The organism is Microbacterium kunmingense (genome assembly GCF_023155745.1).
In the GTDB taxonomy this organism is placed as follows: Bacteria; Actinomycetota; Actinomycetes; order Actinomycetales; family Microbacteriaceae; genus Microbacterium; species Microbacterium kunmingense.
In genome coordinates, this window is the sequence record NZ_JAKNUS010000002.1 from 334,082 (window position 1) to 360,861 (window position 26,780).

22 protein-coding genes are annotated in these 26,780 nt (G+C 71.9%); 13 read left to right on the top strand and 9 right to left on the bottom strand.

Annotated features, from left to right (window positions below; genetic code table 11):
* Positions 1–23: 23 nt before the first annotated feature.
* Entirely contained in the window at positions 24–1,547 is a 1,524-nt protein-coding gene (locus MA875_RS04300; protein WP_248240494.1) for a dolichyl-phosphate-mannose--protein mannosyltransferase, read from the top strand.
* Here the strand turns inward: MA875_RS04300 and hemL are convergent.
* The 6 genes from hemL to hemE are packed head-to-tail and all read right to left on the bottom strand — an operon-like array spanning position 1,544 to position 7,837.
* Positions 1,544–2,890 carry a glutamate-1-semialdehyde 2,1-aminomutase gene (hemL, locus tag MA875_RS04305; RefSeq protein WP_248240495.1) on the bottom strand — a complete coding sequence of 449 codons (1,347 nt, stop codon included), beginning with the start codon at positions 2,888–2,890 and terminating at the stop codon, positions 1,544–1,546. The genes MA875_RS04300 and hemL overlap by 4 nt on opposite strands.
* The gene (hemB, locus tag MA875_RS04310) at positions 2,887–3,879 is read right to left on the bottom strand and encodes a porphobilinogen synthase (RefSeq protein WP_248240496.1); all 993 of its coding nucleotides are present in this window, start codon (positions 3,877–3,879) and stop codon (positions 2,887–2,889) included. Before hemB ends, hemL begins: the two co-directional genes overlap by 4 nt.
* Positions 3,876–4,799 (bottom strand): hydroxymethylbilane synthase, encoded by a 924-nt coding sequence (gene hemC, locus MA875_RS04315; RefSeq protein ID WP_248240497.1) that lies wholly within the window; start codon positions 4,797–4,799, stop codon positions 3,876–3,878. Before hemC ends, hemB begins: the two co-directional genes overlap by 4 nt.
* Positions 4,796–5,479, bottom strand: a complete 684-nt coding sequence (gene hemQ / locus MA875_RS04320) for a hydrogen peroxide-dependent heme synthase (RefSeq protein ID WP_248240499.1) — start codon at positions 5,477–5,479, stop codon at positions 4,796–4,798. Before hemQ ends, hemC begins: the two co-directional genes overlap by 4 nt.
* Entirely contained in the window at positions 5,476–6,771 is a 1,296-nt protein-coding gene (locus MA875_RS04325; RefSeq protein ID WP_248240500.1) for a protoporphyrinogen/coproporphyrinogen oxidase, read from the bottom strand. The genes hemQ and MA875_RS04325 overlap by 4 nt, the downstream gene beginning before the upstream one ends.
* Positions 6,761–7,837 (bottom strand): uroporphyrinogen decarboxylase, encoded by a 1,077-nt coding sequence (gene hemE, locus MA875_RS04330; RefSeq protein WP_248240501.1) that lies wholly within the window; start codon positions 7,835–7,837, stop codon positions 6,761–6,763. Before hemE ends, MA875_RS04325 begins: the two co-directional genes overlap by 11 nt.
* Before the next feature lie 56 nt (positions 7,838–7,893).
* Between hemE and MA875_RS04335 the strand changes: the two genes are divergently transcribed.
* A complete protein-coding gene (locus MA875_RS04335; protein WP_248240502.1) occupies positions 7,894–9,141 on the top strand; it encodes a glutamyl-tRNA reductase in 1,248 nt (415 codons plus the stop codon).
* An 11-nt stretch (positions 9,142–9,152) separates the two neighbouring features.
* On the opposite strand, the gene MA875_RS04340 is transcribed toward MA875_RS04335, so the two are convergent.
* Entirely contained in the window at positions 9,153–9,986 is an 834-nt protein-coding gene (locus tag MA875_RS04340; RefSeq protein ID WP_248240503.1) for an aldo/keto reductase, read from the bottom strand.
* Positions 9,987–10,084: 98 nt separating this feature from the next.
* Between MA875_RS04340 and hrpA the strand changes: the two genes are divergently transcribed.
* The 11 genes from hrpA to MA875_RS04395 all read left to right on the top strand — a co-directional run bounded on the left by hrpA (position 10,085) and on the right by MA875_RS04395 (position 24,549).
* Complete coding sequence (hrpA, locus tag MA875_RS04345) at positions 10,085–13,954, top strand: ATP-dependent RNA helicase HrpA (protein WP_248240504.1); 3,870 nt, start codon at positions 10,085–10,087, stop codon at positions 13,952–13,954.
* A gap of 27 nt (positions 13,955–13,981) precedes the next feature.
* Entirely contained in the window at positions 13,982–14,920 is a 939-nt protein-coding gene (locus MA875_RS04350; protein WP_248240505.1) for a quinone oxidoreductase family protein, read from the top strand.
* 31 nt (positions 14,921–14,951) lie between these two features.
* On the top strand, positions 14,952–15,935 hold the full coding sequence (locus tag MA875_RS04355; RefSeq protein WP_248240506.1) for a Gfo/Idh/MocA family protein: 984 nt from the start codon (positions 14,952–14,954) through the stop codon (positions 15,933–15,935).
* On the top strand, positions 15,935–16,792 hold the full coding sequence (locus tag MA875_RS04360; protein ID WP_248240507.1) for an NYN domain-containing protein: 858 nt from the start codon (positions 15,935–15,937) through the stop codon (positions 16,790–16,792). The genes MA875_RS04355 and MA875_RS04360 overlap by 1 nt, the downstream gene beginning before the upstream one ends.
* Before the next feature lie 17 nt (positions 16,793–16,809).
* The gene (locus tag MA875_RS04365) at positions 16,810–18,012 is read left to right on the top strand and encodes an ROK family transcriptional regulator (protein WP_248240508.1); all 1,203 of its coding nucleotides are present in this window, start codon (positions 16,810–16,812) and stop codon (positions 18,010–18,012) included.
* 7 nt (positions 18,013–18,019) lie between these two features.
* Positions 18,020–19,093, top strand: a complete 1,074-nt coding sequence (locus MA875_RS04370) for a sugar ABC transporter substrate-binding protein (RefSeq protein ID WP_248240509.1) — start codon at positions 18,020–18,022, stop codon at positions 19,091–19,093.
* Positions 19,094–19,101: 8 nt separating this feature from the next.
* On the top strand, positions 19,102–19,965 hold the full coding sequence (locus tag MA875_RS04375; protein ID WP_248240510.1) for an ATP-binding cassette domain-containing protein: 864 nt from the start codon (positions 19,102–19,104) through the stop codon (positions 19,963–19,965).
* Positions 19,962–21,143, top strand: a complete 1,182-nt coding sequence (locus tag MA875_RS04380) for a sugar ABC transporter permease (protein ID WP_248240512.1) — start codon at positions 19,962–19,964, stop codon at positions 21,141–21,143. Before MA875_RS04375 ends, MA875_RS04380 begins: the two co-directional genes overlap by 4 nt.
* Positions 21,144–21,289: 146 nt before the next feature.
* Positions 21,290–22,372 carry a sugar ABC transporter substrate-binding protein gene (locus MA875_RS04385; protein WP_248240513.1) on the top strand — a complete coding sequence of 361 codons (1,083 nt, stop codon included), beginning with the start codon at positions 21,290–21,292 and terminating at the stop codon, positions 22,370–22,372.
* Between the two features lie 96 nt (positions 22,373–22,468).
* Positions 22,469–23,281 carry an ATP-binding cassette domain-containing protein gene (locus tag MA875_RS04390; RefSeq protein ID WP_248240514.1) on the top strand — a complete coding sequence of 271 codons (813 nt, stop codon included), beginning with the start codon at positions 22,469–22,471 and terminating at the stop codon, positions 23,279–23,281.
* Complete coding sequence (locus tag MA875_RS04395; protein ID WP_248240515.1) at positions 23,278–24,549, top strand: sugar ABC transporter permease; 1,272 nt, start codon at positions 23,278–23,280, stop codon at positions 24,547–24,549. Before MA875_RS04390 ends, MA875_RS04395 begins: the two co-directional genes overlap by 4 nt.
* Here the strand turns inward: MA875_RS04395 and MA875_RS04400 are convergent, their stop codons facing one another.
* Both MA875_RS04400 and MA875_RS04405 read right to left on the bottom strand, forming a co-directional pair.
* Positions 24,550–25,242 carry an NAD-dependent deacylase gene (locus MA875_RS04400; protein WP_248240673.1) on the bottom strand — a complete coding sequence of 231 codons (693 nt, stop codon included), beginning with the start codon at positions 25,240–25,242 and terminating at the stop codon, positions 24,550–24,552.
* 2 nt (positions 25,243–25,244) lie between these two features.
* The gene (locus MA875_RS04405) at positions 25,245–26,765 is read right to left on the bottom strand and encodes an ATP-dependent DNA ligase (RefSeq protein ID WP_248240516.1); all 1,521 of its coding nucleotides are present in this window, start codon (positions 26,763–26,765) and stop codon (positions 25,245–25,247) included.
* Positions 26,766–26,780: the final 15 nt, after the last annotated feature.

The following is a 26,780-nucleotide window of genomic DNA, read 5'->3' on the forward strand; positions in this document are numbered from 1 at the left end:
GCGCCGCCCTTAGGCTGGTCGACGTGACCGCCCCCGCCCCCGCGCTGAGCCAGCCGTCGGCGTGGGATCGGTGGCAGGAGCGGATCTCCGGCGAGGGGCCGATCGCCCGTCGCTGGACGGTCCTCGCCGCGGCCGCGGTGACCCTCCTCGCCGCCGTGCTGCGGTTCTGGAACCTCGGTCACCCGGACGCCCTGGTCTTCGACGAGACGTACTACGTCAAGGACGCCTGGAGCCAGTGGGTGCTGGGGTACGCCGCCAAGTGGCCGGATGCTGACGACACCAACGACCGGTTCGTCGCCGGCGAGACCGAGATCTTCAACGCCGACGATCCCGCGTTCGTCGTGCATCCACCGCTCGGGAAGCTCCTCATCGGCGCGGGGATGGCGCTCTTCGGCGCCGACTCGTCGTTCGGCTGGCGGTTCGCGACCGCGCTCGCGGGGACGGCGCTCGTGCTCGTGCTGTTCCTCCTCGCCCGCACGCTCACCGCCTCCACCGTCTTCGCCACCGTCGCGGGTCTGCTGCTCGCCGTCGACGGCCTCGCCATCGTGATGAGCAGGGTGGCCCTCCTGGACATCTTCGTGGCGCTGTTCGTGCTCATGGCGTTCTGGTTCCTCGCCCTCGACCGGCGGCGCCTCCCCGATCGGCTCGCCACGGCGCTGGCCCTGCGATCCCCCGACGACGAGGGCGGCCAGCGCCTCGGACCCGTGCTGTGGGACCGGCCGTGGCTCGTCGCGGCCGGGGTCGCCGCCGGCGCCGCGAGCGGGGTGAAGTGGTCGGGGCTGTATGCGCTCGCGGGGATCGGCATCTACGCCGTCGTCACCGACCTCCTCGCCCGGCGACGGGCCGGCATCCGGCTCTGGGCGGTCGACGGCGTGCTGCGGCAGGGGCCGGTGTCGTTCCTGCTGCTCGTCCCGGTCGCCGCGCTCATCTACCTCGCGTCATGGTGGGGGTGGCTGGCCACGACCGGAGGTTATGGGCGTCAGCGCGGCGCGACGGCGCTCGAGAGCCTGTGGATCTACCACCAGGGCATCTACAACTTCCACGTCGGGCTCGACACCGACCACGCCTACCAGAGCCCCGCGTGGCAGTGGCCGCTGCTGCTGCGCCCGACGTCGATGTACTACGACCAGACCGACGCCGGGGTGCAGAACATCTACTCGATGCCGAACCCGCTGATCTGGTGGGCGGGGGTCGCGGCGGTGGTCTACCTCGCGTACCGGTTCTTCCGCGATCGCGACTGGCGGCACGCTCTCGTCCTCACCGGCGTCGCGGTGACCTACCTGCCGTGGCTGCTCTACCCCGAGCGCACGGTGTTCCAGTTCTACACCGTCGCGATCCTGCCCTTCACGGTGCTCGCGCTCACCTTCGCCCTGCGCGACATCACCCGATCCCCCGACCCGCAGCGCCGCCTGCCCGGCAGGGTGGCCGTCGCCTCCTTCCTCGTGATCGTGCTGCTGGTGTCGGCGTTCTGGTACCCGATCCTCACCGCCACGTCCGTGCCCTACGACTTCTGGCGGGCGCACAACTGGCTTCCCGGCTGGGTCTAGGCCTCGGGAGGGGTGGCCGCGGCCGCCGCGGCGGCCGCCCGGGGAAGCGCGGCGAGGATCCTCTCCAGCGCCTCGTCGTCGTGCGCGGCCGTGAGGAACCACGCCTCGAACACGCTCGGCGGGAGGGACACCCCCGCATGGAGCATCGCGTGGAAGAACGCGCGGTAGCGCCATCCTTCCTGGGCCCGGGCGTCGTCGTAGTCGCGCACCGGCTGGTCGCGGAAGGCGATCGAGAACAGGCTCCCGGCGTGGGTGATGACGTGGGCGACACCGGCGGCGTCCAGGGCCTCGCCGGCCGCGCGGGAGACGACGCCGGCGGCGCGATCGACGTGGGCGTAGACGGGCTCGTCGGCCAGGCGCAGGGTAGCGAGTCCCGCGGCCACCGCGAGCGGGTTCCCGCTCAGGGTCCCCGCCTGGTAGACGGGTCCGAGCGGGGCGAGCAGCTCCATCAGGTCTCGGCGACCACCGATGCCCGCAAGCGGCATCCCGCCCCCGATGACCTTGCCGAAGGTGACGAGATCGGGCGTCCAGGACGCCCCGGCCCGGTGCTCGAGTCCCCACCAGCCGGCGGGATCCACCCGGAAGCCGGTGAGCACCTCGTCGGAGATCAGCAGGGCGCCGTGAGCATGCGCGGTGTCGGCGAGGAAGGCGTTGAAGCCGTCCTCGGGGAGGAGGATCCCTGCATTGGCGCCGGCGGCCTCGGTGATGACGGCGGCGATGCGATCCCCGTGACGGGCGAACGCCTCCTCGATCGCGCCCCGGTCGTTGTAGGGCAGCACGAGGGTGAGCGCCGCGATGTCAGCAGGGACCCCTGCCGAGCCGGGGAGGCCCAGGGTCGCCACCCCGGAGCCCGACTCGGCGAGGAGGCCGTCGGAGTGACCGTGGTAGTGCCCGGCGAACTTCACGATGAGATCGCGCTGGGTCGCGCCGCGCGCGATGCGGATCGCCGTCATCGTCGCCTCGGTGCCGGTGGACACCAGGCGCAGCCGCTCGATCTCCGAGGCCCCACCGACACGGAGTCGGTCGATGACCGCCTCGGCCAGGAGCGTCTCCCCCGGGGTCGAGGCGCCGAAGGACAGTCCGCGGGCGGCCGCCTCCTGCACCGCGGCAACGACGCCCGGGTGGGCGTGGCCGAGAAAGGCGGGGCCCCACGAGGCCACGAGATCGACATACTCGCGCCCCGAGACGTCGCGGACGTAGGCGCCGTGCGCGCCCACGATCGACAGCGGGGTGCCCCCCACCGAGCCGAAGGCGCGGACGGGCGAGTTCACGCCGCCGGGGATCACCGCTCGAGCCCGCGCGGCGGCCTCGACGTTGTCGGTCGGAGTGAGGGTCGTACTCATCGCGCCCACCTTTCTGCCGCCTCCACGGCCCAGTACGTCAGCACCGCGTCGGCGCCCGCGCGGACGATGCTCTGCAGCGACTCGTCGACGGCGCGATCCCGATCGATCCAGCCGTGCGCGGCGGCGGCCTCGATCATGGCGTACTCGCCGCTGACCTGGTACGCCCAGACGGGCGCCGGGGAGGATGCCGCGGCGTCGGCCAGCACGTCGAGATACGACATCGCGGGCTTGACCATCACGATGTCCGCGCCCTCGGCGACATCCAGCGCGACTTCGAGGGCGCCCTCGCGGCGGTTCCCCGGATCGAGCTGATACGTGCGCCGGTCGCCCTGCAAGGAGGACTGGACGGCCTCGCGGAAGGGGCCGTAGAACGCCGAGGCGTACTTGGCCGCGTACGCCAGCAGTGCGACGTGGGAGAACCCGGCCTCGTCGAGGGCCGAGCGGATGACGCCGACCTGGCCGTCCATCATCCCGGAGAGTCCCAGGAGTTCCGACCCCGCCGCGGCCTGCGCGAGGGCCATGGCGCGGTAACGCTCCAGGGTCGCGTCGTTGTCGACGTGCCCGGCCGCGTCGAGCACACCGCAGTGACCGTGGTCGGTGAACTCGTCGAGGCAGAGGTCGGTCTGCACGACGAGGTCGGAACCGACCTCCTCCGCCGCGATGCGGGTGGCGACGTTGAGGATCCCGTCGGGATCCGTCGCGCCCGAACCCCGGGCGTCCTTGTGCTCGGGGACGCCGAAGAGCATGACGCCGCCGATGCCCGCCGCCGCGGCGCGGTGCAGCTCGGCGCGGAACGAGTCGAGGGAGTGCTGCTGCACGCCCGGCATCGAACCGATCGGCAGAGCCTCGTCGGCGTTCTCGCGGACGAACATCGGCAGCACCAGCTGGGCGGGGTGCACGCGGGTCTCGGCGACCAGGCGCCGCCAGGCGGCGCTCTGCCGGAGCCGCCGGGGGCGGGTGGCGGGGAAGGGCGGCGGGGTGGGGGTCATGCGCGGTCCTCTCGCGCGCCGGGGCCGAGCGGCGCCAGGTCGGCCGCGCCCTCGGCCAGGAGCTCGTCGGCCACGCGCGCGGCGAGCTCTGCGGCGACGCCGGGGTCGTCGGCGTCGGCGGCGTGGGCGCTGGTGAGCTGTGCCGTGCCGTCGGGACGGTAGATCCGCGCGGTGAGGAACATCAGGCCGTCGTCGAAGAAGGCGTGGGCTCCGATCGGGGCCGCGCAGCCCGCCTCCAGACGCGCGAGGACGCCGCGCTCGGCGTCGACGGCCAGGCGGGTGGGGCGGTGGTCCAACCGCGAGACGCGGTGCTCTTCTCCGGCACGCGTCTCGACGGCGAGGGCGCCCTGCGCGGGCGCGGTGGGCCAGCGCTCCAGGGGGAGGAACTCCGTCGCCGCGTCGGAGCGATCGATGCGGCTGAGCCCGGCGGCGGCGAGGAGGATGGCGTCAAGACGCCGCTCCGGGTCATCCGACCCCACCCGGGAGAGGCGGGTGTCGATGTTGCCGCGGATGTCGACGAGGTCGAGGTCGGGGCGCCGCGCGGCCAGCTGCGCGCGACGACGGGGGGAGCCCGTGCCCACGCGCGCGCCCTCGGGAAGGGTGTCGAGAGTGAGTCCGTCGCGTGCGCAGAGCGCATCGCGCGCGTCCGCGCGGGTCGGAACGGCTCCGATCGCAAGGCCGTCCTCGGGCGCGGTCGGGAGGTCCTTGTACGAGTGGACGACGACGTCCACCTCTCCCGCGCGGAGGGCCGCCCGCAACGCGGTGGCGAACACGCCGGCACCGCCGAGCGACGCCAGCGGCGCGCTCGAGCGGTCGCCGTCGGAGATGATCGGCACGAGCTCCGCACCGAGGGCCGCGGCAACAGTGCCCGCCTGCGCCATCGCCAGCGCACTGGCGCGGGTTCCCAGCCGCAGGGTCATCGCACCACGTCGACGATCTCGGCGGGGTCGATCAGGCGTCCGGTGAAGAACGGCACCTCTTCGCGCACGTGACGGCGCGCCTCGGTGGCCCGGAGGTAGCGCATGAGATCGACGAGGTCGATGACGTCGTCGGCTTCGAGGGCGAGGAGCCACTCGTAGTCGCCGAGCGCGAAGCTCGCCACGGTGTTGCTCTGCACCTGCGGGTAGTCCCGGCCCATCCGGCCGTGCTCACCGAGCATCTTGCCGCGTTCTTCGGCGGGGAGGAGGTACCACTCGTAGCTGCGCACGAAGGGGTACACCGTCAGCCACTCTTTCGGCGCGAGGCCCCGGGCGAAGGCCGGGCTGTGGTCGCGGCTGAACTCCGCGTCGCGGTGCACGCCCATGGCGTTCCAGGTCGGCGCGAGCGGGGCGAGCTCGCGGGTGCGCCGGAGGTCGCGCAGCACCGCCTGCAGGTGCTCGGCGGAGTTCCCGACGAGCCAGAGCAGGATGTCGGCGTCGGCGCGCAGGCCCGAGACGTCGTAGACGCCGCGCAGGGTGTCGCCGGCGGCTGTCGCCGCGTCGACGATCGACGGCAGCCCCTCGGCCACCGGTGTCCCGGGCGCACGTCGCAGCACCGCCCAGAGGGCGTAGTGGCGGTCGTTCGGGGTCTCGGGCGAAGCGGAGGGGGCGGTATCGGTCACCCCTCCATCCTCCCCCGTTCCCCGGAGGAGTGGCCACTCGCCCTCTCGACGGTGAGAGATGTCGCGAGCGCCTCGGCCTGGCGGACGACGGCGGAAAGCCCCGTGCCCGCCCGCTCTTCACCGACGGTGAGGGCGGCGTCATCCGAGACGGCGCGGCCGGAGCGATCCCACGTGCGGACGGTGTGGTCCAGGAGCGCGTCGACGGGTGCGCCGAGCAGCGTCTCGGCATCGCGGACGGCCGCGGCCGCGGCATCCGGAGCAGCCGATCCGTCGTACGACAACCGCACCGCCTCCCGGTCCCCCATCGCCTCGCGGACCCACGGCCACTTCGCGGTGAGGTGGGTGAGGGCCCGCGCCCGCACGCCCCGGGCGCCCGGGCCCACAAGCACCCCCGTTCCGCGCGGGGCGTCCCGCCACCCGGGCGCCGCCACGACGAGGGTGACCACGGTGATCCGCCGGGCGGGATCGGGCGGCCGCTGCGCGCGGGCGAGGATCGGGATGCCGCGGAGGCGGCGTCCGCCCACCTCGATGCCGTCGTCGGTGACAGCCGTGACCCGGGCGCCGGCGGTGAGGTCGGCGCCGTGCGCGGCGGCGTCGGCAGTGAGGGCGTCGACGAGACGGAACACCCCGCCGCGCACGCCCGCGACCTGACTGCCGGCCGGCGATGTCGAGCGGATCGCCGCGACGGCGGCGGCCAGCGACCCGGTGCGGAGGAACTCGGCGCGCAGGCGTGGTGACGCGCTGTCCAGCGGCAGCGCGTCGGGGGTGGTCGAGTGCACGCCCCGGACGACGGGCGCGACCAGGGCGTCGACGACCCGGTCTCCCATGCGCGCCCGCACCAGCGCGCCGAGCGTCTCGGACTCGGCGCCGTGATCGGACGGGAGGTCGGCGTCCTGGCGGGCGCGGGCCAGTCCCGCGTCGCCGAGCGCGGGAAGGAGGGACTCGTCGACGATCGTGGGGATGCCGAGGAGACCGGCGGCGGGAAGCGGGAAGGCGTGGTCGTCGTCCTCCTGCACCCAGGCGGGCGACCCGGCCGCGGGTGCGACGATGTCGCCGGCCAGACCGAGCTCGCCGAGGAGGCCCCTCACCGTCCCGGGCCCGTCGCCGCCCCGGGTCGCGAACGATTCCGCCCCGGCGTCGAGCGCGACGCCGGCGACATCCTGTCTCGCGACCTGACCGCCGAAGACGGGCGCGGCCTCGAAGAGCCTCACGCGAAGACCTGCGAGCGCCGCGCGGCGGGCGAACACCAGCCCCGCCACTCCCCCGCCGACGACGAGGAGGTCAGCGGTCATGGACGAACGCGACGATGCGCGTGAGGGCGTCGGGGTCGGTCTCGGGCGGGACCCCGTGACCGAGGTTCAGGATGTGGGCGGGCGCGGCCGCCCCCGCCTCGATGACGTCCTCGACGTGGCGCTGGAGCAATCGCCACGGGGCGTTCAACAGGGCAGGATCGATGTTCCCCTGCAGCGGGACACGACCCCCGAGGCGGCGGCTCGCCTCATCGAGCGGGAGTCGCCAGTCGATGCCGACCACGTCGGCGCCGATGCCCGGCAGCAGATCGAGCACCTCGCCGAGGCCCAGACCGAAGTGGATGCGGGAGACGTCGGTTCCCCGCAGCGCATCGAACGCGCGACGGGAGTGCGGCGCGACACGCTTCTGGTAGTCGCCGCGGGAGAGCGAGCCCGCCCAGGAGTCGAACAGCTGCGCCACGCTCGCGCCCGCCTCGACCTGGGCGCGCAGGAAGGCGCCCGTGACGTCGGCGCACCAGTTCAGCAGCGCCGCCCAGGCGTGGGGATCAGTGCGCATGAGGGCGCGGGTGCGCAGCTGCTCCTTGGAGGGGCCTCCCTCGACGAGGTAGCTCGCGAGCGTGTAGGGGGCGCCGCCGAATCCGACGAGCGGGGTGGAACCGAGCTCGGCGACGACGATCCCGACGGCCTCGCGGATCGGGGCCAGAGCCTCGGGATCGAGGGGGCGCAGGCGCAGTATGTCGGCGGACGAGCGCACGGGCTGGTCGATGACCGGCCCCCGACCGGGGACGATGGTGACGTCGACCCCGGCCAGCAGCACGGGCACGACGATGTCGCTGAAGAAGACCGCCGCATCCACGCCGTGCCGGCGCACGGGCTGCAGGGTGATCTCGGCAGCGAGGTCGGGGGTGAGGCAGGCGTCGAGCATCTCCGTGCCGGCCCGGGAGGCCCGGTACTCCGGCAGCGACCTGCCGGCCTGCCGCATGAACCACACCGGCGGACGTTCCTGACGCTCGCCCCGAGCGGCGCGCACGAGGGGACTGTCGGTGGTGCGGCCGTCGATCAGGGGGTGCGAGGCGGGAAGGAGGGGCGTGGATTCGGGGGATGACACGCCCTCAAGGCTAGACGCGCGCGGCCTTCGACTCGTCGGTTGGGTAGACTTGTCCGGTGCTGTTCTGTGTGACGGCGAATCATCGCAATACGGATTTCGAGGTGCTGGGTCGCATCTCGGCCGTCGCCGAATCCACCGGGCGAGCGCTCGTCTCCGAGCACGATTTCGTCCGCGGCGCGGTCGTGCTGTCGACCTGCAACCGCTTCGAGGCGTATCTCGAGCTCGACGAACCCCTCACCGGCGGCGCCGTCGTCGCCCGCGAAGCCGTGCTCAAGGCTCTCGGCGAGGCCGCCGGCGAAGATGCGCACGCGCTCCGGGAATCGGCGGTGTCGCTGTGCGGCGACGACGTCGTGCGTCACCTGTTCGCGGTGAGCTCGGGCCTGGAGTCGATGGTCGTCGGCGAGGAGGAGATCAGCGGTCAGGTGCAGCGGGCGCTGGTGCAGGCCCGCACCGACGGCACGACCAGCACCCAGCTCGAGCAGGTCTTCCAGCGCGCGACCCACGCCACCCGCGAGATGCGGGCCAAGGCGGATGTCGGCGCGGGGCGCCGCTCGCTGGCGCGTCTGGCCCTCGACCTCGTCGACACCCGCGTCACCGACTGGGCCACCGTGCCGGTTCTCCTCGTCGGCACCGGCAGCTACGCCGCGACCACCATCGCGGCCCTGCGCGCCCGGGGCGCGCGCGATATCGGCGTGTACTCCGCCACCGGCCGGGCCGCACGGTTCGCCGCGCGCTACGGGGTCCGCCCCGAGGCGGACTTGTCCCGCGCGATCGCGCACGCCGAGATCGTCATCACCTGCACCGCCCGCTACGTCGTCACCCCCGACGACATCCCCGACACCGCGCGGCGGATCGTCATCGACCTGGGCCTGCCCCGCAACGTCTCCCCCGAGGTGGGCGAGCTCCCCGGCGTCGAGCTGCTCGACCTCGAGCTGCTCGGCCGTCACGCCGCGCTCCCCGAGCTCGGCCCCGGAGCCCACGAGCTGGTCGGATCGGCAGCGGCGACCTTCACCGCGGAGCGGGCCGCCGCCCCGGCGATCGTCGCCGTGCGGCGTCACATCCAGGACGCCCTCGACGACGAGCTGTCGCGACTGCCCGAAGACGCCGAGCAGGCTCGCGCTGCACTCCGGCACCTCGCCGGAGTGCTGTCGCACCGGCCCTCCGTCCGGGCGCGCGAGGCCGCGGCCGCCGGCGACCTGCAGGAGTTCGAGCGCGCCCTGGACCTGGTGTTCGGGATCACCGTCGACCACGGCGCGCACGGCGCAGCCGAAGCCGGCGGCGCGGTGTCACCGGCCGCCGGCTGAGGCGCTGCGGGTCAGTTGACCTCGTCGATGGTGGCGCCCACGCGCCCCTCGTCGGCCCGATCGAGCGCGTCGATCGACGCCATCTGGTCGGTGGTCAGCTCGAAGTCGAACAGGTCGAAGTTCTCCTCCAGGCGCGAGCGGCGCACCGACTTCGGGAAGACGATGAAGCCGTGCTGGATGTGCCAACGCAGCACCGCCTGAGCGGGCGTCTTGCCGTGCGCGGCGGCGGCGTCGGCGACGGCCGGGAGCTCGAACAGGTCGTACTTGCCCTGACCCAGCGGCCCCCACGACTCGATGTGCACGTCGTGGTCGGCGGCCCAGTCGCTGATGTCGCGGCGCTGGTAGGCCGGGTGAAGCTCGACCTGGTTGATCGCCGGGGTCACACCGGTGGCCGCGATCACCTCTTCGAGGTGGCTGACGTGGAAGTTCGACACCCCGATCGAGCGGGCCTTGCCCGCGTCGCGGATCGCGACGAGCTTCTCCCAGGCGTTGACGTAGGTGCCGCGCTTCGGCGCCGGCCAGTGGATCAGGTAAAGGTCGACGTGGTCGAGGCCGAGCTTGCCGAGGCTCTCGTCGATCGCCGCGAGCGGCTCGTCGCCGCCCTGCCGGTCGTTCCAGAGCTTCGTGGTGATGAACAGCTCGTCGCGCGGGATGCCCGACTTCGCGATGGCGGCGCCGACGCCCTCCTCGTTGCGGTAGATCGCGGCGGTGTCGATGTGACGGTAGCCGATCTCGAGGGCCTCGCTCACGGCCCGCTCGGTGTCCTCCGGCGGAACCAGGAAGACGCCGTAGCCGAGCTGAGGGATCTCGTGTCCATCATTGAGTTTCACAGTGGGGATGGTCATGTCCTCAGCCTAGAATCGCCGCGCGCGCCGGGGTCGCGTGTTGCGTCATCCGCCCCCCACCCGCTAGCGACGCCCCCGCGGCCGTACGATGGAGGGCTATGCCCCCGACCGCCCCGGTGATCACCTACCCGCCCGAGCTGCCCGTCAGCGCGGCCCGGGATGAGATCGCCGCCGCCATCCGCGACCACCAGGTGGTGATCGTCGCCGGGGCGACCGGGTCGGGAAAGACCACGCAGCTGCCGAAGATCTGCCTCGAACTCGGGCGGGAGCGCATCGCGCACACCCAGCCCCGCCGCATCGCCGCCCGCTCGATCGCGGAGCGCATCGCCGAGGAGCTCGAGACGCCCCTCGGCGGCACGGTCGGATACAAGGTGCGCTTCACCGACCAGGTCTCCGAAGACACCCGCGTCGCTCTCATGACCGACGGGATCCTCCTGAACGAGATCCACCGCGACCGGCTCCTGCGCCGGTACGACACGATCATCGTCGACGAGGCGCACGAGCGGTCGCTGAACGTCGACTTCCTCATCGGCTACCTCACCCGCATCCTCCCCAAACGTCCCGACCTCAAGGTCATCATCACCTCCGCCACGATCGACCCCCAGAGCTTCGCGGCGCACTTCGCCGACCGGTCGGGCACCCCGGCGCCGATCATCGAGGTTTCGGGCCGCACCTACCCGGTCGAGATCCGCTACCGCCCCGCCACCGAGCACGAGGACGACGACATCGACGGGCTGCTGTCGGCGCTGCGCGAACTCGACCGCGAACCGGCGGGCGATGTCCTCTTCTTCCTGCCGGGTGAGGCCGAGATCCGCGACGCTATGGATGCCGTGCGCGGCATGTACGCCAAGGACGTCTCGCCCACCGAGGTGCTCCCCCTCTACGGCCGGCTCACCTCGGCGGAGCAGCACCGGGTGTTCGAACGGTCGCGCACCGCGGGCCTGCGTCGCCGCGTCATCCTCGCGACCAACGTCGCCGAGACGAGCCTCACGGTGCCCGGCATCCGGTACGTCGTCGACACCGGAACGGCCCGCATCTCGCGGTACAGCAACCGCAGCAAGATCCAGCGCCTGCCGATCGAACCGGTGTCCCAGGCCTCGGCGCAGCAGCGTGCCGGCCGCGCCGGGCGCACCGCGCCCGGCGTCGCGATCCGCCTCTACGCCGAAGACGATTTCACCGCGCGTCCGGAATTTACCGAGCCCGAGATCCTTCGCACGAGCCTGGCCGCCGTGCTCCTGCAGATGCTCAGCCTCGGCTTCGGCGACGTGGCATCCTTCCCCTTCCTTACCCGGCCCGACTCTCGCGGCGTGAAGGCGGCGCTCGACCTCCTCACCGAGCTCGGCGCCGTTCACGCCGGGGAGCGCGGCCCGCGGCTCACCGACATCGGACGCCGCATCGCGCGACTGCCCATCGACCCGCGCTTCGCGCGCATGCTCATCGAGGCCGAGCGGACGAAGGTGCTCGCTCCGGTGCTCGCGATCGTCGCAGGCCTGTCCATCCAGGATGTGCGGGAGCGCCCTGAGGAGCGCCGTGAGGAGGCCGACCGCCTCCACGCCCGCTTCACCGATCCGACCAGCGACTTCCTCACCCTGCTGAACCTGTGGAACCACCTGCGGGAGCAGCAGGCCGAGCTCGGCTCAAGCGCGTTCCGGCGCCTGTGCCGCAGCGAGCACCTGAACTACGTGCGGGTTCGGGAATGGTTCGACGTGCACCGGCAGCTCAGTGCGCTGCTGGGTGCGAGAAGAGCGGATGCCGCGGTCACGGCCGATCCGGATGACATCCACCGGGCGATCCTCGCCGGCCTGCTCTCGCAGATCGGCATCCTCGACGAGCGCCCCAGCTCCCGACCCGACGAGCGCGGCCGCGATCGCAAGCGCGGCGACCAGGGTCGCGCCGAGTACCGCGGCGCCCGGGGCACCCGCTTCGCGATGTTCCCCGGCTCGGGGCTGCGCAAGCGCCGTCCCGCCGCGGTGATGGCCGCCGAGCTCGTGGAGACCTCGCGCCTGTTCGCCCGGACCGTCGCCGAGATCGACCCGGCGTGGGCGGAGGCCCTCGCGGGCGACCTCGCCCATCGCAGCGTCAGCGAGCCCCACTGGTCCAAGAGTGCGGGCGCGGCGTCGGCGTACGAGAAGATCACGCTGTTCGGGGTGGAGATCATCCCGCGGCGTCGGGTGCAGCTCGCCCGGTTCGACCGCGCCCTCGCCCGCGAGCTGTTCCTCCGCCACGCGCTCGTCGAGGGCGATGTCGATCTGTCGCACCTCGACAAGCGACTGAGCGCATTCGAGCGACGGAACGCCGACCTCCGACGACGACTGGAGAAGCTCGAGGAGCGCGAGCGACGCCGCGACATCCTCGCCGGGGACGAGGCCGTCTACGCCTTCTACGACGCACGCCTTCCCGTCGACGTCTACGACGTGCGCTCGTTCGAGCGGTGGTGGAAGGACGCCTCCTCCCGCACCCCGCGCCTGTTGGACATGACCGAGGCCGACCTCCTCGACGACGCCGCCCGCGCGGACGAGCGCGACTTCCCCGCCCGCTGGCAGCAGGGCGACCAGGTGCTGTCCCTCGCCTACCGCTTCGAGCCCGGCGCTCCCGACGACGGCGTCACCGTCGTCATCCCGCTGCCGCTTCTCGCGCAGCTGCGCCCCGACGGCTTCGACTGGCAGGTGCCGGGGCTTCGTCCCGAGCTCATCGCCGCGCTCATCCGCTCCCTTCCCAAGGCCATCCGCCGTCACGTGGTCCCCGCCGCCGACTGGGCTTCCCGGCTCGGCGACGAGCTCGAGGGCCAGGGTCCGGAGGCCACCGAAGGCCTCCCGCCGGCGACGCTGACCGCCGCGCTCGCCCGGCTGATCCAGCGAGCGGCGAGCCAGCCGGTCGGCGCGGACGACTTCGACCTCGAGCGCGTTCCCGGCCACCTCCGGATGTCGTTCCGCGCCGTGGACGATCGGGGCCGGGCCCTCGGCAGCGATCGCAATCTCACCGCACTCCAGGACCGCCTCCGCGGCCGCGCACGTTCCTCGGTCGCCCGCACCCTCGAGCGCCCGACGGCGAAAGTCGCCGCGGCCGGCGCGTCGGCGACCGGGCCCAGGGGAGTCACGGTGGCCGAGCGCGCGGGCATCACGACCTGGGACCTCGGCGACCTCCCGGCCGTCGTGGACACCCGGGTCGCGGGCGGCGTCGTGCGCGGGTACCCCGCCCTCGTCGACGAGCGGGAGAGCGTGGCGCTGCGGATCGAGTCGACTCCGGATGCCGCGGCCTCGGCCCTGCGCGCAGGCGTCCGCCGTCTGCTGCTGCTCGCGGTCCCCTCCCCCGCGACCTACGTCCTCGAGCACCTCACCGCGCCGGAGAAGCTCGCGCTCGCCGCGAGCCCCTACCCGTCGGCCCGGGCGCTCATCGAGGACGCGCGCTCGACGCTCGCCGACGCGGTCCTCGACCGTGTCGCAGGTTCGGAGCCCGTCAGGTCGGCCGCGGTCTTCGCGCGGGCCCGGGAGGAGTTCTCACGCGCAGGCGTCGACGAGCTGTTCGCCCTGGTGTCCCTGGCAGCGAAGATCCTCACGGCCGGGCGCGAGGTCGAGCGGGCTGTCCGCGCCGTGACCTCGATGGCGCTCCTCGGCGCTCTCGGCGACATCAAGGCGCAGCTGTCGGGCCTGATCTTCCCCGGCTTCCTCTCCCGCACCGGCGCCGCCCGGCTCGCCCACCTCCCGCGCTACCTGCGTGCCGCCGCCGACCGGGCGTCCACCCTCACCGACAACCCCGGCCGCGACCGGCAGCGGATGACCGAGTTCGAACGCGCCGCGGCGGCCTACGCCGAGGCAGGCGGGGTCATCCCGCTCCCCCCGGCCGCACCGCCCGCACTCGTGCGTGCCCGGTGGATGCTCGAGGAGTACCGGGTGAGCCTGTTCGCCCAGCCGCTCGGCACGGCCGAGCCGGTGTCGCTGCAGCGCATCCAGAGGGCACTCCGGGAATAGCCGACGCCGTCCTGCGTTCCCCGGGGTATGGCTCAGGCGATCGTGTACTCCTCCTTCGGCGACCCCGACGTTCTGACCCTCGTGGACATCCCCGATCCCCTCGCCGGGCCGGGCGAGGTCGTCGTCCGGGTCGAAGCGGTGGGGGTCAACCCCATCGATCACAAACTGCGTTCGGGTCTGCGTCCCTCGCCGGCGATCGAGGAGCCGCGGCGCATCGGAAACGATGCCGCCGGCATCGTCACCGCCGTGGGCGAGGGAGTGGACGGCTTCCGCACGGGGGATCCCGTGGTCGTCTTCGGCGCGACGGGCACCTACGCCACCGACCTCGCCGTCCCCGTCCGCTCGGTACAGCCCCGCCCCGCGTCCGTCACCGCCGCCGAAGGCGCGGCACTCGGTGTCCCGGTCGGCACGGCCTATCAGTCGCTGCGGTCGCTCGGCGTCCGTGACGGCGACACCTTGCTCCTCCATGCCGGATCCGGCGCGGTCGGTCAGGCCGCCATCCAGCTCGCCACGCTCTGGGGCGCCCGGGTGATCGCGACGGCCTCGCCGGAGCGCTTCGACCGCGTCCACGACCTCGGTGCAGAGCCTGTGGCGTACGGCGAGGGCCTCGCCGACCGGGTTCGCGCCGCGGCGCCCGAGGGCATCTCCGTCGCCCTGGACGCGGCGGGAACGGATGAGGCGATCCGCACCTCCCTGGCTCTCGCCCCAGCCGAGCGCATCGCGACGCTCGTGCGAGGGCGAGACGCGGAAGGCTTCGGCATCCGCGCCTTCGGAGGCGGTGCGCCGCACCCGCTCACAGCGCAGCAGCTGGCCTGGCGTGCCGAGGCGCTGCCGGTGGCGCTCTCGCTCCTGGCCGCGGGCTCGTTCTCCGTGGAGCGGGGTCCCTCCTTCCCCCTCGGCGACGCCGCGGCCGCGCACCGCGCCGTCGAGCAGGGCGCCCCGGGGAAGGTCATCCTGCTTCCGTGAGGCCACCGGCCACCCCGGTACGCTCGAACCCATGACTGGACTTCGCTGGGGCATCCTCGCCACCGGGGGGATCGCGCACGCGTTCGCCTCCGACCTTCGCACCGCCGAGCGCGACATGATCGCCGTCGGCTCGCGGCGTGAGGAGGCATCACGCGAGTTCGCCGCCGAATTCGGCATCCCCCACGCGCACTCCTCCTACGAGGCGCTCGTCGCCGACCCCGATGTCGACATCCTCTACATCGCCACCCCTCACCCCTTCCACGCCGAGAACGCGATCCTCGCGCTCGAGCACGGCAAGCACGTCCTGGTCGAGAAGCCCTTCACGCTGAACGCCGCCGAAGCCGCGGCGATCCGCGACGCTGCCCGTGCGAACGGCCTGCTGGCGATGGAGGCGATGTGGACGCGGTACCTCCCCCACATGATCCGCATCCGCGAGATCATTGCCGCCGGCACCCTGGGCGAGATCCGCGCCGTCTTCGCCGACCACACCCAGAAGATCAGCGCTGATCCCTCGCACCGGCTGAACGCGCTCGAGCTGGGCGGCGGGGCGCTCCTGGACCTCGGGATCTACCCGATCTCGTTCTTCTGGGACATCCTCGGCGCACCGACGTCGGTCGCCGCACGCGCGCGACTGGCCGACACCGGCGCCGACGCCGACGTCGCGACGATCTTCACCCACGCCTCGGGCGCCATCTCGACCTCGGTCACCTCGTCGCGTTCGGCCGGCCCGAACACCGCCCACATCATCGGCACCGACGCCCGCATCGACATCGACCGCACCTGGTACACGCCCACGAGCTTCCGCGTCATCGGGCCGGACGGCACCGTGATCGAGGACTACGTGAGCGACATCGCCGGACGGGGGATGCAGTTCCAGGCTCTGGCGGCCGAGGAGATCATCGCTCGCGGTGAGATCGACAGCCCGCTGCTCGGGATCGATGAGACGGTCGCGATCATGGCGACCCTCGACGAGATCCGCGCGCAGATCGGCGTCCGCTACCCCGGGGAGAAGTGATGGCCGATCCGCACGGCCGCGTGGCGGTCTACCTCGACTTCGACAACATCGTCATGTCCTGGTACGACCGGGTGCACGGACGCAACTCCTACGCCCGTGACCGTCAGCGCATCGTCGCCGGCGACGGCGACGCCGAGATCACCGAGCGCCTCGCCGCGGCGATGATCGACGTCGGCGCGATCATCGACTACGCCGCCACCTTCGGCACGCTCGTCCTGACCCGCGCGTACGCGGACTGGTCCTCTCCGGTGAACGCGGTGTACCGCTCGCAGCTCGTCGCCCGCGCGGTCGACCTGGTGCAGCTCTTCCCGGCCGCGGCGTACGCCAAGAACGGGGCGGACATCAGGCTCGCCGTCGACACCGTCGAGGACATGTTCCGCCTCGACGACCTCACCCACGTCGTCATCGTCGCGGGCGACTCCGACTACGTCCCGCTCGCGCAGCGCTGCAAGCGACTCGGACGCTTCGTCGTCGGCATCGGGGTGGCGGGATCCACCGCCAAGTCCCTCGCGGCCGCGTGCGACCAGTTCCACGCGTACGACGCCCTTCCCGGCATCCCCGCCCCGGAGGTGACGGAGAAGCCGGAGACGGCGCGCAGCCGGTCGCGGAAGAAGACCGTCGACCCGGGAGCCGAGCTCCTCCGGCGCGCACTGCGCCTGGAGAGCGACCGCGAGGGCGAGGACTGGCAGCACGCCTCGGCGGTGAAGAGCCTCATCAAGCGCCTCGACCCGTCCTTCAGCGAGAAGGCCTACGGGTTCCGCAGCTTCTCGGAGTTCGTCAAGGCCCACGGCGACGTCGCCGAGGTGGACGAGTCCGGCCACATCGTGCTGGTCCGCCTCGCCGGCGAGAAGACCTGACCCGCTACAGTGTGCATGTGATCCGCCGAGAGACGCCGCCGGGCTCGCAGTCGTCACTGCGTGAAGCCAACCGCGCGCGTCTGCTCGAGACGCTGAAGCGTCACGGCCGGATGACGCAGGTCGAACTCGCCGGCATCACGGGCCTCTCACCGGCCACGGTGTCGAACATCGTCAAGGAGCTCGTCGCATCGGGCGTGCTCCACACCTCGATCACCTCGCGCAGCGGTCGCCGCGCCACTCTGGTCTCGCTCGCCCGGCAGCTCGGCCTCGTCGCCGGAGCGCACTTCAGTTCCCGGCAGCTGCACATCGCGATCTCGGATGTCACCCGCACCGTGGTCAGCCAGAGCTCGCTCCCCCTTCCCCTCGACCACCGCCACGATGCCGAGCTCGACCGCCTGGCGCTGCTCCTCGGCGACATGATGGACTCCCTCGGCGGATCCGTCGACGATCTCCTGGCCGTCGGTCTCGCCCTCCCGGCTCCGATCGACCCGCGGACCGGGATGGTGAGCGCCGCCGGCATCCTCCGCGGCTGGGAGAACGTCGACATCGCGGCATCCCTCACCGCCCGCATCCAGCGCCCGGTGCTCGTCGACAGCGAGGCGAACCTCGGTGCGCTTGCCGAGGCGCGCGAGGGGGTGTCGCGGGATGTCCCGTCGTCGGTGTACCTCCGCGTCGGCCACACGATCAGCGCGGGCATGGTCGTCGCGGGCGAGCTGTTCCGCGGCGTGAACGGCAAGGCCGGGCAGATCGGGCATGTCACGATCGACGAGAACGGGCCCATCTGCCGCTGCAGCAACCGCGGGTGCCTCGAGACCTATGCCGGCGGACCCGCGCTCCTCTCGCTGTTCCCGCCGGGCGAGGGGATGCGGCGCCTCAGTGACCTCATTCAGGCCGCCGAGTCCGGCGACGGCAGTGCGCGGCGGGTCATCGCCGACGCCGGACGGCACATCGGCATCGCTGCGGCGAGCCTGTGCAACCTCCTCGATCCCGGGCTGCTCGTGGTCGGCGGCGAACTGGCCGAGGCCGGCGAGATCCTGATGGCACCGATGCGGCACTCGCTGGAGCGCACGGCGCTGGCGAGCGGGAACGGCCTGCCCGAGATCGTCGCGAGCTCGTTCGGGGAGTGGACCGAGACCCGCGGGGCGATCGCAGCCGCGCTCGACGCCGTCGCCTTCGATCACGTCGCGGTCGACACCGGAGTCGATCGCGCCACCGCGTGAGCGGCCCATGACCGCATCGCTCCGCCGCATCGGTGCGGCCCTCCTCGCGACGGCGATGGCGCTGGCGGCGGCCGGGTGCGCTGCGCAGAGCGGCGGGACGGAGGGGACGATCGCGCTCCTCCTTCCCGACGCCAAGACCGCTCGCTACGAGACCTTCGACCGCCCGTACTTCGAAGAGCGCGTCGCGGAGCTCGGCGACTTCCGCGTGCTGTACTCCAACGCCGACCAGGATGCGGCGAAACAGCAGCAGCAGGCGGAGGCCGCCCTCACCGGGGGCGCCGGGGTGCTCGTGCTCGACCCGGTCGACGCCAACGCCGCCGTCACGATCGTCCGGGAGGCCAACGCGCAGGGCGTTCCGGTGATCTCCTACGACCGGCTCGTCGCGGGGGGCGATCTGGCTTACTATGTCTCGTTCGACAACGAGAAGGTCGGCCAGCTGCAGGCGTCCGCGCTCACCGAGGCCCTGGCCGCGGATGTCGGCGCGATCGAACCCGACACGCAGCAGAGAGGCATCCTGATGGTGAACGGTTCGCCCACCGACAGCAATGCCGCGCTGTTCAAATCCGGTGCCGAAGAGGTCATTGACGAGGCGGGGATCACCGTGCTGTCATCCTTCGACACCCCGGAGTGGAGCCCCGACCTCGCGCAGGAGTGGGTCGCCGGGCAGGTCGCCCAGTTCGGCGATCGCATCGCCGCGGTCTATGCCGCCAACGACGCCACCGCCGGCGGCGCCGTGGCGGCGCTGCGGGCCGGGAACGTCACCCCGTTCCCGATCGTGACCGGGCAGGATGCGGAGCTGACGGCCATCCAACGCATCCTCACCGGCGATCAGTACATGACCGTCTACAAGGCCATCCGCCCGCAGGCGGAGCGGGCCGCCGACGTGGCGGTCGCCCTGCTCCGGGGCGAGGAGGTGGAGGCACCGCTGGAGATCGACGGAACGCCCACGACCCTCCTCGACCCCGTCGCCGTGACGATCGAGGACATCGCCGACACCGTCGTCGCCGACGGATTCTGGACCATCGACGACATCTGCACCGCCGAGTACGCCGAGGCCTGCGAGCGAGCGGGGCTTCGATGAACGGCGGCATGGCGGCGCCACGCCCCCGCCCCCGCGAGCGTGTGCTGACGATGCACGGTGTCGGGAAGCGGTTCGGTGCCGTACGGGCGCTCAGCGACGTGGACTTCTGGGTCGACGAGGGAGAGGTGGTCGCCCTCGTCGGCGACAACGGGGCCGGGAAGTCGACCCTGGTGAAGATCCTCGCCGGTGTCTACACCGCCGACACCGGGGTCATCGAGTTCGACGGTTCCCCGGTGCGTCTGCAGAGCCCCGCCGACGCCCAGGAGCTCGGCATCGCGACGGTGTTCCAAGACCTCGCCCTCTGCGACAACCTCGACGTCGTGGCCAACCTCTGGCTCGGTCGGGAGCTGGTCTCAGGGCGACGGCTGAACGAGGTCGAGATGGAGCAGCGCACCTGGACGCTGCTGCGCGAGCTTGCCGCGAAGCTCCCCTCGGTGCGCGTGCCCGTGGCGTCGCTCTCGGGAGGCCAACGTCAGACCGTGGCGATCGCCCGCTCGCTCATCGGCGATCCGCGGGTGGTGATCCTCGACGAACCCACCGCGGCGCTCGGGGTGGCGCAGACCGCCGAAGTGCTGAACCTCATCGAGCGCCTCCGGGAACGCGGGCACGGCGTCATCCTCATCAGCCACAACATGGCCGACGTGATGGCGGTGGCAGACCGCGCGGTGGTCCTGAGGCTCGGGCGCAACAACGGCGAGTACGACATCGCCGACATCACCACCGAGACCCTGATCGCGGCCATCACGGGCGCCACCTCCGACGCGCCGGTGCGCCCGGCCCCGGTGCCCGAGCAGACCACGCCGGGCCGCATCATCCCCCTCCCCACCGACCGACCGCGCCGACGTCCGCGCGCGCGGGACCTCGACGGATGACCGCGGCCGACACCGTCTCACGCGTCGCCGCGCGCGTGCGGGAGGGCGACCTGGGTGCGCTGCCGGTCATCGTCGGGGTGGTCGTCATCTGGTCGGTCTTCCAGTCGCTGAACCCGCTGTTCCTGTCCCCTCAGAACCTCGTCAACCTGACGATGCAGTGCGCGGCGATCGGGACCATCGCCCTCGGGGTCGTGCTGGTGCTCCTCGTCGGCGAGATCGACCTGTCCGTGGGATCGGTATCCGGCCTTGCCGCCGCGATCCTCGCGGTGACCTTCGTCCAGCTGCAGTGGGATCTGATCCTGGCCATCGTGGCCGCCGTCGCAGCCGGAGCCGCGATCGGCGCCGGATACGGGCTCCTGCTGACCCGGTTCGCCCTGCCGAGTTTCGTGATCACCCTCGCGGGTCTCCTCGGATTCCTCGGCCTGCAGCTCTGGGTGCTCGGCGAGACGGGCTCGATCAATCTGCCCTTCGACTCCTGGCTCGTGGTCTTCGCCCAGCAGCTCTTCCTCCCCGCCTGGCTCTCCTACCTCCTCGTCATCCTCGCCGTCGCCGGCTACCTCGTCACCCGGGTGCGCCGCGCCCAGCGGCGCGTGCAGGCGAATCTCGACAGCCAGAGCTATCGCGAGATCGCGGTGCGAACCCTCATCCTGGGTGTCTTCCTCGCCGGTGCCACCTGGTACTTGAACCTCTCGCGCGGCGTCGGGGTCATGTTCCTGTTCTTCCTCGCGCTCATCGTCGTCGTCGACATCGTGCTGCAGCAGACACGGTGGGGCCGGGCGGTCTATGCGGTGGGCGGGTCGAAGGAGGCCGCCCGACGGGCCGGGATCCGCGTGGGACGCATCTACGTGACGGTCTTCGCCCTGTGCTCCAGTCTCGCCGCCGTCGGCGGCATCCTCGCCGCCTCACGGCTGGCGGCAGTCAGCCAGAGTTCGGGCGCCAGCGACACGAACCTCAACGCCATCGCCGCGGCGGTGATCGGCGGGGCGAGCCTCTTCGGCGGGCGCGGCACGGCGTACTCCGCGCTGTTGGGCATCATCGTCATCCAGTCGATCTCGTCAGGGCTGACGCTGCTGAACCTCGACTCGTCGGTGCGCTTCATGATCACCGGTCTCGTCCTCGTCATCGCCGTCATCATCGATTCGCTGTCCCGGCGGACCCGGGAGGCCACCGGCCGGTAACTGCCTTCACGGACCGAACGCATGAGCGCCGTTGCCAAAGCGTTACGTTCACTACTTGACGCCAAGGGTCACCACTCGGGATGATCGCTTTCGTGAGCGGCTCCATGGGGGCGTCGCGCTCACCGTTCGACGATGAAAGGTGAACAATGAAGAAATCCTTCCTCTCGGCCGCGGCGGTCGCCGGCGCAGCCGTGATGCTGCTGGCGGGCTGTTCCAGCTCGACCGGTAGTGACAGCGGTGATGGCGGCGGCGACACCGGCGGCGGCGACGCCGCGGGCCGCGCCTGCGTCATCCTTCCCGACGCGGCGTCCTCGCCCCGCTGGGAGAACTTCGACCGCAAGTACCTGCAGGAGGGCCTGGAAGCCGCCGGCTTCGAGGTCGACATCCAGAACGCCCAGGGCAACACCAACACCTACTCCACGATCGCCGACCAGCAGCTCACCCAGGGCTGCGGCGTGATGCTGCTGGTGGACTACCAGGGCGCGGCCGAAGCGGTCGCCGCCGACGCCAGCGCCGAGGGCATCCCGGTGATCGCGTACGACCGTCCCTTCGAGGGCGCCGACTACTACGTCTCGTTCGACAACGAGGAGGTCGGTCGCCTGCAGGGCCAGACCGTGCTCGACGGCCTCGAGGCCGCGGGCAAGGACCCCGCGTCCGCGACGGTGGTCTACATGGGCGGTGACCCCACCGACGGCAACGCCGCGATGTTCAAGTCCGGTGCCGTGGAGGTCATGGAGGCAGCCGGCATCACCCCGGCCGCCGAGCCCCCGGGCGTGTGGGACCAGGCGGAGTCGCAGACCAACTTCGAGCAGGCTCTGACCTCGCTCGGCGGACAGGTCGACGGCGTGTGGGTGGCCAACGACACCAACGCCGCGGGCGTCATCAAGGTGCTGCAGGACAACAACCTCGAGGGCGTGGCCGTCTCCGGTCAGGACGCGAACGTCGCGGGCCTGCAGAACATCCTCCTCGGCTGGCAGACCGCGACGGTCTACAAGCCGGTTAAGGATGAGGCCGACGCGGCCGTCGAGCTCGCCGTGGCGCTGCTCAACGGCGAAGAGGTCACCGCCGAGGCTGAGCTCGAGGACGGCACGCCGTACATCCAGGTCACGCCGGTCCTCGTCGGACCGAACGAGGTCAAGGACGTCATCGCCGCGGGCGACGCCTCCTACGACGACGTCTGCACCCCCGACGTGATGGCCGCGTGCGAGGAGTTCGGCGTCACCGAGTGATGCCCCGCGCGTGTTGACGCGCCGAACCGGGGGCGCCACGGCACCGCGCCGTGGCGCCCCCGCCGCGCCCCTCCACCCGGTCGCAAGGAAGCGAGCATGACAGACACCATTCACACCTCCACCGCCGTGGAGCCCATCATCGAACTCGTCGGGGTCAAGAAGTCCTTCGGTCCCGTCACCGTCCTCAAGGGCGTGAACCTCAAGGTCCACCCCGGCAAGGTGACCGCTCTCGTCGGCGACAACGGCGCCGGCAAATCCACCCTGATCAAGGGACTCGCCGGCGTGCAGCCCTACGACGAGGGCGAGGTCCTCATCGACGGCCAGCACCGCGACCTCCACGCACCGCGCGACGCCTCGGGCCTCGGCATCGAGGTCGTCTACCAGGACCTCGCGCTCTGCGACAACCTCGACATCGTCCAGAACATGTTCCTCGGGCGCGAGGAGCTCACTTTCGGCATGTTCGATGAGGGGCGCATGGAGAAGGAGGCCTCCGACACGCTGCGGTCCCTCTCGGTGCGCACAGTCAAGTCGGTGCGCCAGAAGGTCTCCTCCCTCTCCGGCGGGCAGCGGCAGACGGTTGCCATCGCGCGCGCGGTGCTGAAGAAGGCCCGTGTGGTCATCCTCGACGAGCCGACCGCCGCGCTCGGCGTCGCCCAGACCGAGCAGGTGCTGAACCTCGTTCAGCGCCTTGCGCAGCAGGGTGTCGCCGTCATCCTCATCAGCCACAACCTGGCGGACGTCTTCGCCGTGGCCGACGACATCGCGGTGCTCTACCTCGGTCAGATGGTGGTGCAGATCCCGACCTCCGAGACGACCCGCGACGACGTGGTCGGTTACATCACCGGTACCAAGACGAACGGGGTCGACATCATCGACACCACCACCCTCAGCACGGGAGGAGCCGAATGAGCAGCAACGCGACCCGGACCGAGGCGGCACCCGACCCGGTGACCAGCGACCTCATCGGCAGCGGCGTCGAAGGCGGACTGATGGACCAGGTTCGCGCCTGGCTCCAGCGCGTCCGCGGCGGCGACATGGGAGCCCTTCCCGCGATCGGCGGACTGCTGGTTCTCGCCGTCCTGTTCTCCACCCTCAGTCCGTTCTTCCTCACCGAGCGCAACTTCGCCAACCTGCTGAACCAGGCGGCGACGCTCGTCGTGCTGGGCATGGCCCTCGTCTTCGTCCTGCTCCTCGGTGAGATCGACCTGTCCGCCGGCGTGACCGGCGGCGTCGGGATGGCGCTCTTCGTGGTGCTCACCGCGCAGTTCGGCGTGCCGTGGCCGCTCGCGCTCCTCATCGGATTCGGGTTCGGCTTCCTCACGGGGGCCTTCATCGGGTTCTTCGTGGCGAGGGTGGGGATCCCCTCCTTCGTCGTGACCCTGGGGTTGTTCCTGGGCTTCCAGGGGCTCGCGCTCACCGTCATCGGACCCGGCGGCCTCTACCGCGTCGAGGTGCCCGAGCTCCTGGCGCTGCAGAACGGGAACCTGCCCGTGTGGGGCGGCTGGGCGATGCTGGTGGTGATGCTGCTCATCTCGGCGGCGACGAGCTTCTGGGACCGCAACCGCCGCACCCGCGCCGGGGTGCCCAACCGGGCGCTGTCGCTGGTGTGGATCAAGCTCGCCGCGATCGCCGTCATCGGCGGCGTCGTGGTGTACGTCCTCAACCAGAACCGCGGCCAGTCGGTCGTCGCCGTGGAGGGCGTCCCGATCATCGTCCCCGTCGTGCTGACGATCCTGTGGATCGGAACACTCGTGCTCGACCGGACGAAGTTCGGCCGCTACATCTACGCCATCGGCGGCAACGCCGAGGCCGCACGCCGCTCGGGCGTGAAGGTGCGGTGGGTGAAGTGGTGGGCGTTCGTCATCTGCTCGAGCCTCGCCGTCGCCTCGGCCCTCCTGGCGGTGACCCGTGTCGGGTCGGTGGATGCGACGGTCGGTCGAGACATCGTGCTGAGCGGTGTCGCGGCGGCGGTCGTGGGTGGCGTCAGCCTCTTCGGCGGACGCGGGCGCCTGGTCCACGCGGCCATCGGTGCGCTCGTCATCGCGGTCATCACGAACGGCCTGGGCCTGCTGAACCTGCCCGCGGGCGTCAACCTGCTGGTCACCGGCGGTGTGCTGATCCTCGCGGCCACGGTCGATGCGCTGTCGCGGCTGAGGTCGGGCGGCATCAGGATCTGACTACCGGTCAGGGCGGAGCTCGGACACCCAGGCGGGAACGACCTGGGAGGCCGGGCCCGCCCTGACCTCGTCGAACGGGACCGCCGCGTCGCTCGGCACGAGGTTCAATTCGACGGTGCGGGCGCCCAGCGCCGAGGCGAAGGCGACGTACCCGGCTGCCGGGTAGACGTTGCCCGACGTGCCGATCGACACGAAGACATCGGCCGTCACCAGCGCCCGTTCGATCCGGTCGAGGTCGTAGGGCATCTCGCCGAACCACACCACGTCGGGGCGGAGTGCGCGTGATGCGCACTCCGGACACGCCGGGCGGCCCTCGAGGTCGTCCACGATGACCGAGACCGCGTCGCACGCGGTGCACAGCGCGTGGGCGAGGGTGCCGTGCATGTGCACCAGACGCCTCGTCCCGGCGCGCTCGTGCAGGTCGTCGACGTTCTGGGTGACGACGAGGAGGTCGTCGCCGATCGCCCGCTCCAGTTCCGCGAGGGCGAGATGGGCGGGGTTGGGCAGAGCGGATGCGACGGCCCGGCGACGTGCGTCGTAGAAGCGCAGCACGGTGTCGGGGTCTCGCTCGAACGCCTCCGGCGTGGCGACATCCTCGACCCGGTGCCCCTCCCAGAGTCCGTCGGAGTCACGGAACGTCGGCACGCCGCTCTCGGCGGAGATCCCCGCGCCGGTGAGGACGACGATGCGCACGGTCAACCCCGCAGGAGCGCCCGAAGCGCGTCGATCGTGTCGGCCTCGGCGGGCGTCTTGTCGGGTCGGTACCCCTTGACGCGCGCGAAGCGGAGCGCGACACCGCCGGGATACCGCGTCGAGCGCTGCACGCCGTCGATGGCGATCTCGACGACGGTCTCGGGCCGGACGTGCACGGTGTGCGCACTCCGCGACGTCTCGATCGTCGGGAAGTGGGCGGTCTGCCACGCGAGGAGCCGGTCGGTGAGACCCTTGAAGGTCTTCCCGACCATCACGAACCCGCCGGGCGGTCCGAATGCGCCGTCGGGGTCGTGAGCCCCGAGATGCAGGTTCGAGAGCAGCCCACTGCGGCGACCGGATCCCTCCTCCACGGCGAGGACCACGAGGTCGAAGGTGAGGACGGGCTTGACCTTCAGCCAGCTCTTCCCGCGCCGCCCGGCCTGATAGGCCGCATCGACACCCTTGACCATGACGCCCTCGTGCCCGGCGGCGAGGGCGGCGCGCGCGGTCTCCTCCGCCACAACCGGATCGGCGGTGCGCACCGCGGGAACGCGCCACTCCCCCGCGACGCGCTGGAGTTCCGCCTGGCGGACATGGAGCGGCTCGTCGAGCAGGTCGCGGCCGTCGAGGTGCAAAAGGTCGAAGAACCAGGGACGCAGCGCCACCGCCGTGGCCGTCTCGGAACCGAACCGCGCCATCGTCTCCTGGAACGCGCGCGGAGCGCCGTCCTCGTCGAGCGCGAGCGTCTCGCCGTCGAAGATCGCCGAGCGCACCGGCAAGCCGCGGACCGTGTCGACGATCTCGGGAAGCCGGTGGGTGACGTCGGCGAGGGTCCGGGTGAAGATCCGCACCTCGTCGCCGTCGCGGTGCACCTGGATGCGCGCCCCGTCCAGCTTGTACTCGACCGACGAGTCTCCGGTCGCCGCCACCGCGTCAGCCGCCGAGGACGCCGTCGCGGCGAGCATCGGCAGCACGGCGCGGCCGACCACGAGCCCGACGTCCTCCAGCGCATCGGGGCCGTCGAACAGCGCCACCGCGGCCGCCTCGCCGAGATCTCCCGAGAGCATCGCCGCACGTCGCACCGATGCCGCCGGGCGATCGGCGGCGAGAGCCACGGCGTCGAGGAGGACCCCCTCCAGGGCGCCGGTGCGCAGCTCGCCGAGGATCACGCGCGAGAGGAAGTCCCACTCCCCTGCGGTCGCGGCCCCGGCGAGGGCGTCGAGCTCGGTCTGACGGCGCGCGGCGGAGCCGCTTCCGGTCGCGACCGCCAGACGATCGAAGGCGGCGTCGACGTCGAGGACGCCGAGCGTGGCGGTCGGGGCGTGCGAGCGCTCGGCGGCGAGGGTGCGCCACCCGACGCCCAGCCGTCCCTGTCTCGGCTTGGCGAGCAGGAGCCCCACCGCACTTGGCACCTCCTCCGGCGTGAGGCGTCTCAGCACCTCGGCGAGGACGCCGATCTTCGCCTTCCTCGACGCCGTGCGTGAGACGGCGTCGGCGGCCTCGACCACCTCTCGAAGGAGCATGAGCGCGATTCTGCC

Bases quoted from the DNA above. Each gene is read 5' to 3' on its own strand.
- hemL (WP_248240495.1), bottom strand. From the start codon at position 2,890: ATGAGTACGACCCTCACTCCGACCGACAACGTCGAGGCCGCCGCGCGG.
- hemB (WP_248240496.1), bottom strand. From the start codon at position 3,879: ATGACCCCCACCCCGCCGCCCTTCCCCGCCACCCGCCCCCGGCGGCTC.
- hemC (WP_248240497.1), bottom strand. From the start codon at position 4,799: ATGACCCTGCGGCTGGGAACCCGCGCCAGTGCGCTGGCGATGGCGCAG.
- MA875_RS04325 (WP_248240500.1), bottom strand. From the start codon at position 6,771: ATGACCGCTGACCTCCTCGTCGTCGGCGGGGGAGTGGCGGGGCTGGTG.
- MA875_RS04340 (WP_248240503.1), bottom strand. From the start codon at position 9,986: ATGACCATCCCCACTGTGAAACTCAATGATGGACACGAGATCCCTCAG.
- hrpA (WP_248240504.1), top strand. From the start codon at position 10,085: ATGCCCCCGACCGCCCCGGTGATCACCTACCCGCCCGAGCTGCCCGTC.
- MA875_RS04350 (WP_248240505.1), top strand. From the start codon at position 13,982: ATGGCTCAGGCGATCGTGTACTCCTCCTTCGGCGACCCCGACGTTCTG.
- MA875_RS04355 (WP_248240506.1), top strand. From the start codon at position 14,952: ATGACTGGACTTCGCTGGGGCATCCTCGCCACCGGGGGGATCGCGCAC.
- MA875_RS04360 (WP_248240507.1), top strand. From the start codon at position 15,935: ATGGCCGATCCGCACGGCCGCGTGGCGGTCTACCTCGACTTCGACAAC.
- MA875_RS04370 (WP_248240509.1), top strand. From the start codon at position 18,020: ATGACCGCATCGCTCCGCCGCATCGGTGCGGCCCTCCTCGCGACGGCG.
- MA875_RS04375 (WP_248240510.1), top strand. From the start codon at position 19,102: ATGGCGGCGCCACGCCCCCGCCCCCGCGAGCGTGTGCTGACGATGCAC.
- MA875_RS04380 (WP_248240512.1), top strand. From the start codon at position 19,962: ATGACCGCGGCCGACACCGTCTCACGCGTCGCCGCGCGCGTGCGGGAG.
- MA875_RS04385 (WP_248240513.1), top strand. From the start codon at position 21,290: ATGAAGAAATCCTTCCTCTCGGCCGCGGCGGTCGCCGGCGCAGCCGTG.
- MA875_RS04390 (WP_248240514.1), top strand. From the start codon at position 22,469: ATGACAGACACCATTCACACCTCCACCGCCGTGGAGCCCATCATCGAA.
- MA875_RS04395 (WP_248240515.1), top strand. From the start codon at position 23,278: ATGAGCAGCAACGCGACCCGGACCGAGGCGGCACCCGACCCGGTGACC.
- MA875_RS04405 (WP_248240516.1), bottom strand. From the start codon at position 26,765: ATGCTCCTTCGAGAGGTGGTCGAGGCCGCCGACGCCGTCTCACGCACG.